Raw genomic sequence first — 13107 nt, 5'->3', positions numbered from 1 at the left:
GCGGGGAAGGGCGCGATGGGTAGGCCTAAGCGGCGGTGCGTTCAAGCCATTTGATGGCAAAGGGCAGAATATCCGCCGCATCGACCAGGATTGACAGTGCCGCCCCCACCATACCCTGCCGCCCGGCACCGGTGGCAAGATATTCGGCCACGATCTGCTCAATGAAATTCTCCGACAGTCGCTCACACACCGGATCACAGGTGTCAAACTCCTCCATCCAGCGCCAATCGATGCCGCCGTCGGGGCGGGCGAACGGTACCTCCCGCCGGATGGTGCGCTTGTCCGGAAGGCGGGCCAGATGTTCGGCATGGTGCAGCAGGGTCATCGTGTCCCACGGTGCGCCCAGCATCAGCACCCTGCCACCCCGTTCCACCAGCCGGGACAGTGGCGTGCCGGGGCCGTAACCGTAATTCAGCGGGTGGTCGCGGGTCAGTTCCCCGGCCAGCGGCCCGAGGGCCGCGACGGAGGCACCGGGGTTCAGGCTGCGGAGGGCGCCGGGCGTGGTGCGCAGGAACTCCGGCAGTGCGCCATTGTCGCGGGCGGCACGGGTGCGGGTAGGATCGAAGGGCACGACATGCGGACGCCAGATATCGGGCACCCGGCCATCCGCATCGACAAAATCCTCCCACGGCGCTTCCCAATCCAGGTAGGCCATGACGGTGCCGCCCAGCCCCACCGCGCGGCGCAGGCCCGCGATGATCCCATCCGGCCCACCCATGACAGGCCCCACCGCGCGGCAGGCGGTATGCACCATAACCAGATCGCCCGCCGCGATTCCCAACCGGGCAAGATCGGCGGCGATGGCGTCGGGGGACAGGGGCAGTGGGTCGGTCATCGGCTGGCGTCAGGGTGCGGGTTTGGCGCCCAGCTTCTCCAGTGCGGCGAACAGCTTCGCCTCGCTGGCTTCTTCCACCCGCGCGGCCCCGTCATTGATGATGAAGGTGGGGGTGCCCATCACCTGATGGCGCTGGCCCGCCTCCTGCTGGCGGCGGATCATGAAGTCTTCCACCTGCTTATTGGCCATACAGGCCTGGAACTGCGCCGGGCCGACGCCGGCCAGGGCACCCATGCGGGCGAGGCCGTTCATGAAGTCATTGTTCAGCCACTGTGCCTGTGTCTTGAACAAGATATCGGCCAGCTTGGCATGCTTGTCATCGCCAAGGCAGCGGGCAAGCTGTGCCGCGCGCAGGCCGGGAGCATTGTTGGGGATGTCCTTCACCACCAGCCGTACCTGCGCGTTATCGATGAAGCGTGCCTTCAGCTTTGGCAGGATGGTGCTGTGGAAATGGGCGCAGTGCGGGCAGGAGAGGGAGGCATATTCCACCACAATGATGGGGGCCTTCTCACTGCCATAGGTGATGTCGGCGAAGGTGGGGGTAGTCGCCGCCCCCTGACCCAGGGCCGGCAGCGACAGTGATATCAGCCCGGCCAGGATCAGGAAGCGCCGCCCCCACATGGCTTAGGACGCCTTACGCTTGGCACCAGCCTTCACCACAGCATCGGTCAGCTGGTCCAGATAGGCACCGGTAATCACATATTCGCCATTCACGATGAAGGTCGGCGTGGAATTGACCTGATGTTCCTGCTGGGCCGTATACTGGCTCTTGATGATGAAATCTTCCAGCGGCTTGGTCGCCATGCAGGCATCGAACTGCGCCTGCGACACGCCGGCCAGCTTGCTGATATTGGCGAGGTTGGCCAGGAAGTTCTGGTTCAGCCAGGTAGCCTGGCTGTTGAAAATGGCGGATTTCAGCGCCTGCGTCTTGGTGCCGCCGGCACAGCGCATCAGCATATGGGCGCGCAGGCCCGGACCGTTCAGCGGGTAGTCCCGGAAGATCAGCTTCACTTCGCCCGTGTCGATGAATTCCTTCTTGAAGGTCGGGAACATCTCCTTCTCGAACTGCGCGCAGTGCGAGCAGGCGAGCGAGGCATATTCGACCACCGTCACCTTGGCGTTCGGGTTGCCATAGACGATGTCCGCGGTCGCGGCCTTCACATCGATGACGGGGGCGGCCTGACCCAGTGCGGGCAGGGCGGGGGCCAGGGACAGGGCGGCACCGGCGGCCAGGAGTTGGCGACGGGAAAAGTCAGAACCGCTCACGGATGTGATCTCCACCAGGGGAATATTTGCGCCGACGATAGGGGATGATGATGGCGGCGGCAAGGCGCTCACGGTGCCACCTCCAGATATTGCGACAGGTTGAAATCCAGCGGGTTGGGGGTCCAGCCCTTGATGCGCGGGTCGACCAGCCGGCGGCGGGTATTGTGGGTCAGCGTCACGATGCTGTTGGACGCCAGCGCCAGCGTTTCCGCCTGCTTCAACAGGGCGATGCGCTTGGCCGGATCGGTGCTGGCATTGGCTTCGTCCAACAGCTTGTCATAGGCCGGGTCCTTGTATCCCGGCAGGTTCTGCTGATCCACGTCGCTGCGCAGCAATTGCAGGAAGGAATTGGCGTCGGGATAGTCGCCGATCCAGGCATAATACAGGATGTCGGAATAGCTCTTCTGGTTGCCGATATTGGCAACCACCCGGAACTCCTGATTGTTCAGTCGGGTCTTCACGCCCAGCTTCTGCCGCCACATGGCGGCTACGGCCACGACCACCTTGCGGGCATTATCGTTGGTGTAATGCAGGATCTCGATCTCGGGCAGTTCCTTGCCCCCCGGCCCATACCCGGCTTCGGCGAACAGCTTCTTCGCCATCTCGTCGCGCTGTGCCTGGGTCTGGGCGGCCCAGTCCGGGCGCTGCGGTTCATACCCGCCAACATTGCCGGGCGGGGTGAAGGTATAGGCCGGCTTTTCGCCGCCCCCCACCACCTTCTCCGCCAGAACCTCCCGGTCCACGGCCAGGTTCAGGGCGGCGCGCAGCTTCGGATTGGATTTCCACGGCTCGTTCTTCAGATTGAAGGACAGGTAGTAGGTAGAATAGGTCTGCCCTGCCCGGAACGCGTCCGGCATGCTTTCCTTGGCGAAATTGACCTGCGGGTTGGGCAGCGTGTCGGTGGCCAGCAGTTCACCGGCCCGGAATTTCTTGAATTCCGTATCCTGATTGTCGATCGGGTAGGAATAGACCGTGTCGATCTTCACCTTGGCCGCGTCGTAATAGAAGGGGTTCTTCACCGTCTTGATATGCGACTGCGGCAGATATTCGACCAGCCTGTAAGCACCGTTGGAAACAAGGTTGCCAGGGCTGGTGAAATTCTCCCCGAACCTGTCGATATTGGCCTTCTGTACCGGTGCCATCGCCAGATGCTGAAGCGAAGCCAGGAAGTAACCGGTGGGTCGTTCCAGCGTGACCTTCAGGGTACGGGCATCGACCGCCTCAACGCCCAGCTTGTCGGCAGGCATCTTGCCCAGCGTCACGGCCTGACCATTGACCAGGGGCCAGACGAAATAGGCGTAGGGGGAGGCATTCTTGGGATTGGCCAGTCGCCGCCAGGAATAGACGAAATCCGCCGCCGTCACCGCCGTGCCGTCCGACCATTTGGCATCGGCGCGCAAGGTAAAGGTATAGACGCGGCCATCGGCGCTGATGCTTTCGCTTTCCGCGACGCCTCGGCGTCCATGGCCCTTGGCGTCCAGCGTGTACAGGCCTTCGAACAGGTCATAGATGATGCGGGCGGCGGGCTGCAGCTCCGACTTGGTGGGGTCCAGCGTGTCCGGCGTGGCCCCGGTGCCCCGGCGATAGACCATTTCGGCCTGGGCGGCGGGGGACAGCGTCAGGGGTGCCAGGGCGGCCAGGGCCAGCAGCGGCAGAAAGCGGAAGCTTTTCATGGAGAACGGTCCAGCAGGGAAGACATGATGGCGGCAGGCGAAGGGATCAGCCCTTGATGGCCAGGAACCGGGTCGGGTTCTGATCCAGCGGTGCCTTGGCCCAACCGATGACGCGTGGGTTGACCAGACGGCGGCGGGTATTGTGCAGGATGGGGATCAAGGGCGTATCCGCCAGATACAGCGCTTCCGCCTGCGCCAGCAGGGCGACGCGCTCCGCTGGGTCCAGGCTGGCATTGGCCTTGTCCAGCAGCGCGTCATAAATTTTGTTCATATAGGCGGGGTAGTTCTGCTGGGCCACGTCGCTGCGCAGCAGTTTCAGGAAATTGATCGGGTCCGGGAAATCGCCAATCCAGCCGTAATAGAGCGCGTCCTTGTAGGTCTTCTGATTGCCGATGGAGGAAACGACGCGGAATTCCTGATTATTCATCACGGTTTCCACGCCCAGCTTCTGCTTCCACATGGCGGCGACGGCGACCATCACGCGCTTGTTGTTCTCATTCTGGGTCAGCAGGATTTCGACGGGCGGCAAGGGCTTGCCGCCCGGCCCGTATCCCGCCTCGGCCAGCAGCTTCTTCGCCTGTTCGTCACGTTCCTTCTGCGGCAGGGTTGCCCAGATGGGGCGCGGCGGCTCATACCCCGCCACCTTGCCTGGCGGCGTGAAGCTATAGGCCGGGCGCAGGTCGCCATTCAGCACCTTGTCCACGATGATCTCACGATCGACTGCCATGGACAGGGCCTGACGCAGCTTGGGCGCCGACTTCCACGGCTCATGCGTCAGGTTCAGGGCCAGGAAGAAGGTGGAATAGGTGGGGGTGGGCATGTAATCGGCTGCGGCCTCCTTGCGCGCCCAGTCCACCGCCGTCACAGGCAGGGTATAGGTCACGTCCAGCTCGCCGGCGCGGTACCGCTTCAGCTCCGTATCCACATTCTCCGTCACGATATGCATGACGGTGTCGATCTTCACGTTGGCCGCGTCCCGGAAATAGGGGTTCTTCACCAGCTTCAGATGCGTCTGCGGCACCATTTCGGCCAGCTTGTAGGCACCGTTGCCCACCACTTGCCCGGCGGGCACGCCCTCCTTCACGGGCGACATGGACTGATGCGCGATCTGCCCCAGGAAATAGGCGGCGGGTTCGGCCAGCTTGACGCGGAACATCAGCTCACCCACCGCCTCCACGCCCAGTTCGGTCGGCGGCTTGGTTCCGGCTGTCACTTCCTTGCCGTTCACGATGGGCCAGACATAGTAGGCATAGGGCGATGCCTGCTGCGGGCTGGCCAGCCGGCGCCAGGCATAGACGAAATCCTTGGCCGTTACCTTGGACCCGTCTGACCAGCGGCCATCGGGGCGCAGATTGAACGTGTAGGTCTTGCCATCGGGACTGACCTCCCAGCTGGCGGCGGCCCCGGCGATGGGCTTGCCCTCCGGCCCTGGGGTCAGCAGCCCTTCATACAGATCATAGATGACAATGGATTCGGGGTGCAGATCGGCCTTGCCCGGATCGATGGTGCCAGGGGCAGACCCGATGCCCCGCCGGAACACCGTTTCCGCCAGGGCGTTGACCGGGGCGACCAGGGGCAGCAGGACCAGGGAGGAGAGCAGGAGCGAACGGGCCAGACGGCGCATGGGCTTGGTTTTCCCTCAGATGCATGGATTGGTCGCCACGCTATGCCCTATGCCGCCCGGTCGCAAGGTCCAGTGATTGGACCTGCCGACCCGCCATCCCGCCGGGCGTTACGTCCGCCATTGCGGAAAGGCGTAACTTGCGCGGCGGCAAATGGCCCCACTATGGTGCTATCCTTAACAAATCATTTCCTGGGGGCAGGTGGAAACAATGTTTGAGTGGATCTATGACCCGAATGCCTGGGCCAGTCTGGCGACCCTGACGGCGCTGGAGATTGTGCTGGGCATCGACAACATCATCTTCATTTCGATCATGGCCAACCGGCTGCCGGAGGCGCAGCGCGCCAAGGCACGGCAGGTGGGTCTGGCGCTGGCGCTGTTCATGCGACTGGGGCTTCTGGCCTCCATCGCCTGGATCGTGTCGCTGACCGAGCCCTTGTTCACGATCTTCGATCTGGCCATTTCGGCCCGCGATCTGATCCTGCTGGGTGGCGGCTTGTTCCTGTTGTGGAAAGGTACACAGGAAATCCACCATACCATGGAAGGCCAGCACGAGGATGAGGGGACGTCCCGTGTCGCGGCCACCTTTGGCGGCGTCATCGCGCAGATCATGGTGCTGGATATCGTCTTCTCGCTGGACAGCGTCATCACGGCCGTGGGCATGGCCAATGACCTGCCGGTGATGGTCACCGCCGTCATCATCGCCGTCGCCGTGATGCTGTTTGCCGCCGGCCCGACCTCGAAGTTCGTGCAGGACCACCCGACGGTGAAGATGCTGGCGCTGGCCTTCCTGATCCTGGTGGGTGTGGCGCTGATCGCCGACGGGCTGCATTTCCATATCCCGAAGGCCTATCTCTACTTCGCCATTGCCTTCTCGGTGGGTGTGGAAAGCCTGAACCTGATCGCCGCCAAGCGCCGCAAGGCCAAGGCGGGGGCCAGCGGCGGGCATTGACGAAACCCGCCCTTGCGGCACAAGTGTTGGGGGCGGCTGGGAACAGCCGCCCCTTTGCTTTTCCACCGACCGGATGCGCCCATGACCCGCCTGACCCTGCGCCTGGATTTCGCCAATGGCAGCCAGATCGGCCCCGGCAAGATCCGGCTGCTGGAAGCCATCGCGGATACAGGCTCCATCGCGGCGGCGGGCCGGTCCCTGGGCATGTCCTACCGCCGGGCCTGGCTGCTGATGGATCAGATCAACCGCGCCTTTACCCAGCCCGCCGTCACAGGTCAGACGGGCGGCAGCGGCGGCGGGGGCACCGCGCTGACCGATTGGGGCCGTGAACTGGTGGCGCTCTACCGGCAGGTCGAGGCGGAAAGCAGGACGGCCAACGCGGCAGCCCTGGCGCGGATGGAGGAGATGCTGGACCCGAACGCTAAGGCCGCCGAAGCGGAGTGACGCTTTACAGCCCCAGCACATCGTCCATGGAATAAACCCCCGGTGCTTTGCCAGCGGCCCAGAGGGCGGCGCGGACGGCACCACGGGCGAAGATGGCGCGGCTGCCGGCCTTGTGCGACAGTTCCAGCCGTTCCGCCTCCGTGGCGAAGATCACGGTATGGTCGCCCACCACGTCGCCGCCGCGCAGGGTGGCGAAACCGATATCACCGGCAGTACGGGCACCCGTATGCCCGTCGCGGACGGCGTCCTTCACATCGGCCAGATTGACCCCGCGCCCGGATGCGGCGGCGTGACCAAGTGCCAGGGCGGTGCCGCTGGGTGCATCCACCTTGTGCCGGTGATGCATCTCCACGATCTCGATATCCCAATCATCGCCCAGTGTGGCCGCCACCTTGCGCACAAGCCCGGCCAGCAGGGTAACGCCTAAGCTGAAATTGGCCGCCACCACCAGGGGAGCGTTGGTTGCGGCCTCTGCCAGCTTGGCATGGTCATCGGGCGACAGGCCGGTGGTGCCCACAATCAGGGCGGTTCCATGCTGTGCGGCGAGTGCTGCATGGGAAACGGTGGCGGCGGGGGCCGTAAAATCGATGACAGCGTCGCTGCTGGCGAACAGGGCGGCGGGATCATCGGTGATGGCAACGCCGACCGGGTCGGCCCCGATCAGGGTGCCCAGGTCACGACCGATGGCGGCGGAGCCGGGGCGTTCGGTGGCACCCGACAGGGTGGCGGCCTTGTTTCCCAGAACCTCACGGATCAGCATCTGACCCATGCGGCCGCTGCCGCCCACGATCCCGATACGCATCGCTATCCCCTGCTGCTCAAACCAATCGGCAGAACGGATAGCATGCCCGGCGTCCATGATCAGCCCCCGGAAAGGCAATCCACCAGTGAGCGCAGGTTGAAGCGCATCAATTGCCCATAAAGCGCCGGCCCGTCGGGGATGTTGGCCCCTTCCGGGTCCAGAACACCGGTGCGCGCCTTGGTCCCCTGCGCCAGGGTGCGGACCAGGGCCGGCTCGAACTGCGGTTCGGCGAAGATGCAGACGGCGCCCGCCTGATTGATGCGTTCGCGCAGGGCCGACAGGCGCGCGGCCCCCGGCGGCTGATCCGGCGAGACGGTGATGGCACCGGCGGCGTTCAGGCCGTACCGGTCCTCCAGATAATGATAGGCATCATGGAAGACGATGAAGGGTCGGTCCTTCAGCGGCACCAGGGCCGCCCGCATATCGGCGTCCAGCGCCTCCAGGGCCTGCTTCTGACGCGTGGCATTGGCCTGATAGGTGGCGGCGCGGGCGGGGTCCAGCGCCGACAGGCGGGCGGCGATCAGATCGGTGATGGCCTTGGCGTTCAGCGGGTCCAGCCAGACATGACCATCACTGCCCAGGTCGGCGTCGGGCCGGTCCTCATGCGTGTGGTCATGGTCATGCGCCTCCCACGCTCCGCCCTTGCGCACGGGCAGCAGGCGGATGGATGGTTCCTTGACCAGGGTCAGGACCTGGGCATTGCGGGCCAGGGTGGACAGCGGCTTGTCCATGAAAGTTTCGACCGGCGATCCGGCCCAGACCACAAGTTCCGCATCTGCCAGGGCCTTGGCGTCCGACGGGCGCAGGGCGAAGGCGTGCGGATTGGCGGCCCCACGCACCAGCAGATAGGGCTCCCCCACCCCCTGCATCACGCCGGATACCAGCGAATGCAACGGCTTCACCGTCACCACCACATCGGGTGGCGGCGGGGCGGCCAGGGCCGGCAGGACGAAGAGGCCGGCCAGCAGGGCGGAGAGGGACAAGCGGCGGAACATCAACAAGGACCCGGAACCAAAGGACTGACCTGGAAGTGTGTTATATTGTAACGTTTGTCAAGGCGGCGGCCATGGCGTAAACCCTGCGGGATGCGCAGGGCAGCCCAGCCACCATGCGCCAAAGGAGCCGCCCTTTGACAGCCCCCCCGTTACTGGAAGCCCGGAATATCAGCCTGACGCGCGGCGACCGCGCGGTTCTGGACAATGTCTCCCTGTCCGTTGGTGCTGGTGAGATCGTCACCCTGATCGGGCCGAACGGAGCCGGCAAGACCAGTCTGGTGAAACTATGCCTGGGGTTGGTGAAGCCGGACAAGGGGGCGGTTACGCGGGCACCGGGCCTCAATATCGGTTACATGCCGCAGCGCCTTGCCGTCGATGTCACGCTGCCCATGCCGGTGGCGCGCTTTCTGTCGCTGTGGTCACGGTCCACGCGGGCGGAGATGGTGGGCGTGCTGGCAGAGGTGGGGGCCGAACACGCCATCGACCGTGCCATCCAAACCCTGTCGGGTGGGGAGTTGCAGCGTGTGCTGCTGGCCCGCGCCCTGCTGCGCAAGCCCGACCTGCTGGTCCTGGATGAACCGGTGCAGGCGGTGGATGTGCATGGGCAGATCGAACTGTTCGAACTGATCGGTTCAATCCGCAACCGGCGCGGTTGTGGCGTACTGCTGGTCAGCCACGACCTGCATCTGGTGATGGCGCGTACCGATACGGTGATTTGCCTGAACCGGCATGTCTGCTGCCATGGTAAGCCGGAGGATGTGTCGCGGCACCCCGAATATGTGGCCCTGTTCGGTCGCCATGCCGATGCACTGGCCATCTATCATCACAGTCATGACCATTCCCATGCCGATGATGGCTGTGTGGTGCCGGCAGGGCAGGAGCATACGGCCCATAGCGACCATCATGGCTGCGGTCATGATCATCATCACGGCCATGATCACGGGGGGCACCGCCATGGATGATTTCCTGTTGCGCGGCTTGCTGGCCGGGATCGGGCTGGCGCTGGTCACGGGGCCGCTGGGCTGCGTCATTGTCTGGCGGCGCATGGCCTATTTCGGGGATACGCTGTCGCATTCGGCCCTGCTGGGCGTGGCCCTGGGCTTTCTGACGGGGATCGGCACGCAGACAGGCATCGTTCTGGTCTGTCTGGCCATCGCCCTGGCCCTGACCCTGTTGCAGGAACAGAGGCGGCTGGGCAGCGACACCCTGTTGGGCATCATCTCGCATTCCACGCTCAGCCTGGGCATGATTGCGCTGGCGGTGCTGGGCTCGGTACGGGTGGACCTGCTGTCCTATCTGTTCGGCGACATATTGGCTGTGGGCGATGGCGATCTTTATGCCATCTGGGGTGGCGGGGCGCTGGTCCTGGCGCTGCTGGCCTGGATCTGGCGGCCCCTGCTGGCCCTGACGGTGGATGAGGATCTGGCGCGGGTCGAAGGGGTGCCGGTGCGGCGCGTGCGCTTGGGATTCACCTTGATGATCGCCATCATCATCGCGCTGGCCATGAAGATCGTGGGTATCCTGCTGGTCACCGCCCTGCTGATCATCCCCGCCGCCGCCGCCCGCCGCTTTGCCAAGGGGCCGGAGGCGATGGCTGTGCTGTCGGCCCTGATCGGGGTGGGGGCGGTCGTGGCGGGATTGGGTGCCTCACTTCAAGTCGATGTGCCGACCGGCCCCGCCATCGTGGCCGCCGCCGCCGCCCTGTTCCTGGCCGCCCAAGCCGTGCCGGCGCGGGGGTGAAATCAGAAAGCCTTCGGCAGGCCGGCCTGCCGAAGGACGCCGTTGGCCGTATGCTTTGATCATATATCGCTATCCACGGGGAAGTTCGTGTCGGACAGTGGGCTATACCAGATTTCGTGATCGCCTCTGCCGCTGCGGACTTTGTGACATCCCGCCTGCTTCAACATTTTCTTCAGCAGGGGCGAAAAGTCGGTCATACGACCGCGCTGCGGAAATGTTCCAACCGCTTGGCCTGGATACGAACAGGAAGGTCATCTCCCGGCACATAGTCGATCTTGTGCCGGTTCAGTGCCACAAGCTCCGGTACCAGAACAGAAAGCTTGTCCCGCATCGCCTCAATCGTTGAGGCTTCGGCCACCAGCCCTGGTACGTCGCTGTCATCGACATACCAGACGGACGCTTCTGCATCCCATTCGATGGTGACGTTGAACGCCTGCTGCACCTGATGCCTCTTCATGGCCGCGCTTGCACCGTGGATAAAGAAAGAATGGGGCTTTTCAGGTCCAGCTTCAATCCACAAAAAGAAACCCCCGCCGCCCAGGCAGGGGCGACGGGGGCAGGCACTCTGGAGAGAGGAACTAAACATCGGTTCGGGATGCCGCCCCGGCCCCCGGTGCCGCCGTTGAAGGGGCGGGCTGGCGGGACCAGAAGGCCGGGGGCGGGCTTCCCAGCTATCGCGGTGCCGACGGTGGATGGGGCGTCCGGGGCCGTCGGCGGTGCCAGTGCTTTGGGGTGGGATGGGGCACCGGCCTGCGATATTGCTTTTACGCAACACGCAAACGCTTCCTGTCGTCACCTCTCAAAAAAATTTCGACAGGGCGGCGCCTGTCCCGTGCAGCCCCGCGACAGGGATTTGCGCCTCGCCCCGTGGAAGGGGCATGCTGGCGACGAAGCGGCTTCCGTCACCGCTGGACCTGCCGGGGCGTGATGCCCGGGGGTCCGGCATGGCCGGACGGGATCGACATAAGGATACGCAGGTGACCGTGACCGGTATGGCTCTTGCGGAACCCGTGGTGGATGATGACACCCTGCTGGCGCGAATCGCCGGCGGGGACAGGGGGGCGTTCACGGTGCTGGCCACACGCCATACCGCCCGCGCCCTGTCCGTGGCGCAACGCGTTCTGAACAATGCGGCGGAAGCGGACGAGGTGGTGCAGGAGGCCTGGGTCAAGGTCTGGACCAAGGCTGGTCAGTGGGAAGCGGGCGGCTCCGCTCGGTTTTCCACCTGGCTGCACCGGGTTGTCGTCAATCTGTGCATCGATCGTCGCCGCAAGCAGGGGTTCGAGGCGTTGGAAGATGCCCCGGAAGTGCCCGATCCGACGCCGGCGGCTGGTACGCTGATCGCGCGGCGGCAGATGTCGGAAACCATCGCGGCGGCCCTGGCCGGGCTGCCAGAACGGCAAAGGGTGGCCGTCTCCCTTTGCTATTATGAGGAAATGAGTGCCGCCGAGGCCGGGCGGATGCTGGACCTGTCGGTGCCGGCGGTGGAATCGCTGCTGGCCCGTGCCCGCCGCGCCCTTCGGGGCCGGCTCACCGCCCTGGGGATTACGGGCGTTGGGGAGGATGAAGAATGAGGGAACCGATCAAGCATGCAGGCGGGACGGAGGTCATGGGGATGGCCGCCTTCCAGGCCCTGCTGGAACAATATGGGGCCGAGCCCAGGCGATGGCCCGATGATCTGCGCGCCTCCGCACAGACGCTGCTAGCCCATTCCGTTCAGGCGCGGGCGGAGCAGCATCGGGCGGCCATGCTGGACGCAATGCTGGACCGGCTGGATACGCCGGTGATCAGCGACGAACGCGTGGCCCGCGTCGTGGCTGGTGCCCTGGGCGATCTGCCGGTGCCAGGGCTGGTCCGGCGCCGCGTCCCTTTTGCACAGCGCGTCGGGGATATGCTGGGGGGGTGGCGTCTGGTCTGGCCACGGGCGGCGGGATTGGCTGCCTGTACCGCCGCCGGAATCCTGGTTGGGGCCTTCACTCCCGTCGCCTCCACCGCCGCCGGCAGCATGGCCGGGGAGGGCGCGGTCACCACCGCGACCACTGCCAGTGATCTGCCCAGCGCGCTGTTTACCCCCTCCGCCCTGGAAAGCCTGTTCCAATGAACCGCGACCGTTTGATACAGACCGCGCTGCTGGCGTCGGTCGGCCTTAACCTTTTCCTCTTGGGCACCATGGTGCCGCGCTGGCTGGGACCAAAACCGCCGCCCGGCAACAAGATCGTAATGATGGGGCCGGACGGGCCGGGTGGTCCTCTGTTTGCCATGCACCGGATGATCGATGATCTGCCCGAAGCCGACGCCAAGATCATGAAGGAACATTTCGGTTCCGACATGGAAAAGCTGGTGGAGAAGGCAAAGACGTTTCGGGGGCGCATCGACCGGCTGCGTGATCTGATGCGCGCCGAACCTTTCGATGCTGCGGCCCTGCGCACCGAACTGGAAAGCGCTGCCGCCGACCGTCTGACCATGGAAAAGGTGCAGACTGACCGGATCATCGAGGTTCTGGGCAAGTTGTCGCCCGAGGGGCGTCGTCGTCTGGCCGAGATGCGCCCGCCGCGCATGATACATAATGGCGGTCGGATGCATGGCGGACCAGACATGCCCCCGCCGCCGGGTGGCATTCCGCTGGACCCCGACCGCGCCCCGATGGCGGCCCCGCCGCCGCCGCCGCCGGACGAGGGCAGGTAACAGCGCCCGCAACCACGACCGCTGCGCCGCCTGTTCGGTGTCAGGCCAAGGGGGGCGACCGGTGCTTGAGGGGATGCCGAAGAAAAAGGCCGGG

The 13107-nt window shown here is 64.9% G+C and carries 15 protein-coding genes; 7 read left to right on the top strand and 8 right to left on the bottom strand.

All coding sequences use genetic code 11. The features are described from left to right. Positions 1-25: 25 nt before the first annotated feature. The 5 genes from aac(3) to ABC729_RS11690 form a co-directional block, all read right to left on the bottom strand. Positions 26-835: an aminoglycoside 3-N-acetyltransferase gene (gene aac(3) / locus ABC729_RS11710; RefSeq protein ID WP_495607749.1), complete on the bottom strand. Its 810-nt coding sequence runs from the start codon at positions 833-835 to the stop codon at positions 26-28. 9 nt (positions 836-844) lie between these two features. Next, entirely contained in the window at positions 845-1456 is a 612-nt protein-coding gene (locus ABC729_RS11705; RefSeq protein WP_495607748.1) for a DsbA family protein, read from the bottom strand. A gap of 3 nt (positions 1457-1459) precedes the next feature. Beyond that, on the bottom strand, positions 1460-2101 hold the full coding sequence (locus ABC729_RS11700) for a DsbA family protein (RefSeq protein ID WP_495607747.1): 642 nt from the start codon (positions 2099-2101) through the stop codon (positions 1460-1462). A 68-nt stretch (positions 2102-2169) separates the two neighbouring features. Further along, positions 2170-3774 carry a peptide ABC transporter substrate-binding protein gene (locus ABC729_RS11695; RefSeq protein WP_495607746.1) on the bottom strand — a complete coding sequence of 535 codons (1605 nt, stop codon included), beginning with the start codon at positions 3772-3774 and terminating at the stop codon, positions 2170-2172. 46 nt (positions 3775-3820) lie between these two features. After that, positions 3821-5398: a peptide ABC transporter substrate-binding protein gene (locus ABC729_RS11690; RefSeq protein ID WP_495607745.1), complete on the bottom strand. Its 1578-nt coding sequence runs from the start codon at positions 5396-5398 to the stop codon at positions 3821-3823. Between the two features lie 208 nt (positions 5399-5606). On the opposite strand from ABC729_RS11690, the gene ABC729_RS11685 reads away from it, so the two are divergent. Next, the gene (locus ABC729_RS11685) at positions 5607-6347 is read left to right on the top strand and encodes a TerC family protein (protein WP_495607744.1); all 741 of its coding nucleotides are present in this window, start codon (positions 5607-5609) and stop codon (positions 6345-6347) included. Positions 6348-6428: 81 nt separating this feature from the next. Next, complete coding sequence (locus tag ABC729_RS11680; protein ID WP_495607743.1) at positions 6429-6791, top strand: winged helix-turn-helix domain-containing protein; 363 nt, start codon at positions 6429-6431, stop codon at positions 6789-6791. Between the two features lie 4 nt (positions 6792-6795). On the opposite strand, the gene dapB is transcribed toward ABC729_RS11680, so the two are convergent. After that, on the bottom strand, positions 6796-7593 hold the full coding sequence (gene dapB, locus ABC729_RS11675; protein WP_495608672.1) for a 4-hydroxy-tetrahydrodipicolinate reductase: 798 nt from the start codon (positions 7591-7593) through the stop codon (positions 6796-6798). 59 nt (positions 7594-7652) lie between these two features. Beyond that, positions 7653-8588, bottom strand: a complete 936-nt coding sequence (locus ABC729_RS11670; protein WP_495607742.1) for a zinc ABC transporter substrate-binding protein — start codon at positions 8586-8588, stop codon at positions 7653-7655. A 113-nt stretch (positions 8589-8701) separates the two neighbouring features. Here ABC729_RS11670 and znuC point away from each other — a divergent pair, with 113 nt between their 5' ends. After that, positions 8702-9550 carry a zinc ABC transporter ATP-binding protein ZnuC gene (znuC, locus tag ABC729_RS11665; RefSeq protein ID WP_495607741.1) on the top strand — a complete coding sequence of 283 codons (849 nt, stop codon included), beginning with the start codon at positions 8702-8704 and terminating at the stop codon, positions 9548-9550. Further along, complete coding sequence (locus ABC729_RS11660) at positions 9504-10328, top strand: iron chelate uptake ABC transporter family permease subunit (RefSeq protein ID WP_495607740.1); 825 nt, start codon at positions 9504-9506, stop codon at positions 10326-10328. The genes znuC and ABC729_RS11660 overlap by 47 nt, the downstream gene beginning before the upstream one ends. A gap of 193 nt (positions 10329-10521) precedes the next feature. On the opposite strand, the gene ABC729_RS11655 is transcribed toward ABC729_RS11660, so the two are convergent. After that, complete coding sequence (locus ABC729_RS11655; protein WP_495607739.1) at positions 10522-10785, bottom strand: DUF1902 domain-containing protein; 264 nt, start codon at positions 10783-10785, stop codon at positions 10522-10524. Positions 10786-11206: 421 nt separating this feature from the next. Between ABC729_RS11655 and ABC729_RS11650 the strand changes: the two genes are divergently transcribed. From ABC729_RS11650 to ABC729_RS11640, 3 genes are read left to right on the top strand one after another with little or no spacing between them, the layout of a single operon-like run. Continuing rightward, on the top strand, positions 11207-11902 hold the full coding sequence (locus tag ABC729_RS11650) for an RNA polymerase sigma factor (protein ID WP_495607738.1): 696 nt from the start codon (positions 11207-11209) through the stop codon (positions 11900-11902). Then, positions 11899-12429, top strand: a complete 531-nt coding sequence (locus tag ABC729_RS11645; RefSeq protein WP_495607737.1) for a hypothetical protein — start codon at positions 11899-11901, stop codon at positions 12427-12429. The genes ABC729_RS11650 and ABC729_RS11645 overlap by 4 nt, the downstream gene beginning before the upstream one ends. Then, entirely contained in the window at positions 12426-13013 is a 588-nt protein-coding gene (locus ABC729_RS11640) for a periplasmic heavy metal sensor (protein WP_495607736.1), read from the top strand. Before ABC729_RS11645 ends, ABC729_RS11640 begins: the two co-directional genes overlap by 4 nt. Positions 13014-13107: the final 94 nt, after the last annotated feature.

The sequence above is a fragment of the Niveispirillum sp. CC-CTL257 genome (assembly GCF_059489915.1).
The sequence above is the reverse complement of the archived record's forward strand: the minus strand, read 5'-3'. Positions and strand labels throughout refer to the sequence as shown.

Excerpts from the sequence above, each read along its gene's own strand:
- ABC729_RS11705 (WP_495607748.1), bottom strand. The coding sequence starts at position 1,456 with ATGTGGGGGCGGCGCTTCCTGATCCTGGCCGGGCTGATATCACTGTCG.
- ABC729_RS11695 (WP_495607746.1), bottom strand. The coding sequence starts at position 3,774 with ATGAAAAGCTTCCGCTTTCTGCCGCTGCTGGCCCTGGCCGCCCTGGCA.
- ABC729_RS11690 (WP_495607745.1), bottom strand. The coding sequence starts at position 5,398 with ATGCGCCGTCTGGCCCGTTCGCTCCTGCTCTCCTCCCTGGTCCTGCTG.
- ABC729_RS11685 (WP_495607744.1), top strand. The coding sequence starts at position 5,607 with ATGTTTGAGTGGATCTATGACCCGAATGCCTGGGCCAGTCTGGCGACC.
- ABC729_RS11680 (WP_495607743.1), top strand. The coding sequence starts at position 6,429 with ATGACCCGCCTGACCCTGCGCCTGGATTTCGCCAATGGCAGCCAGATC.
- dapB (WP_495608672.1), bottom strand. The coding sequence starts at position 7,593 with ATGCGTATCGGGATCGTGGGCGGCAGCGGCCGCATGGGTCAGATGCTG.
- ABC729_RS11670 (WP_495607742.1), bottom strand. The coding sequence starts at position 8,588 with ATGTTCCGCCGCTTGTCCCTCTCCGCCCTGCTGGCCGGCCTCTTCGTC.
- znuC (WP_495607741.1), top strand. The coding sequence starts at position 8,702 with ATGCGCCAAAGGAGCCGCCCTTTGACAGCCCCCCCGTTACTGGAAGCC.
- ABC729_RS11660 (WP_495607740.1), top strand. The coding sequence starts at position 9,504 with ATGATCATCATCACGGCCATGATCACGGGGGGCACCGCCATGGATGAT.
- ABC729_RS11655 (WP_495607739.1), bottom strand. The coding sequence starts at position 10,785 with ATGAAGAGGCATCAGGTGCAGCAGGCGTTCAACGTCACCATCGAATGG.
- ABC729_RS11650 (WP_495607738.1), top strand. The coding sequence starts at position 11,207 with ATGCTGGCGACGAAGCGGCTTCCGTCACCGCTGGACCTGCCGGGGCGT.
- ABC729_RS11645 (WP_495607737.1), top strand. The coding sequence starts at position 11,899 with ATGAGGGAACCGATCAAGCATGCAGGCGGGACGGAGGTCATGGGGATG.
- ABC729_RS11640 (WP_495607736.1), top strand. The coding sequence starts at position 12,426 with ATGAACCGCGACCGTTTGATACAGACCGCGCTGCTGGCGTCGGTCGGC.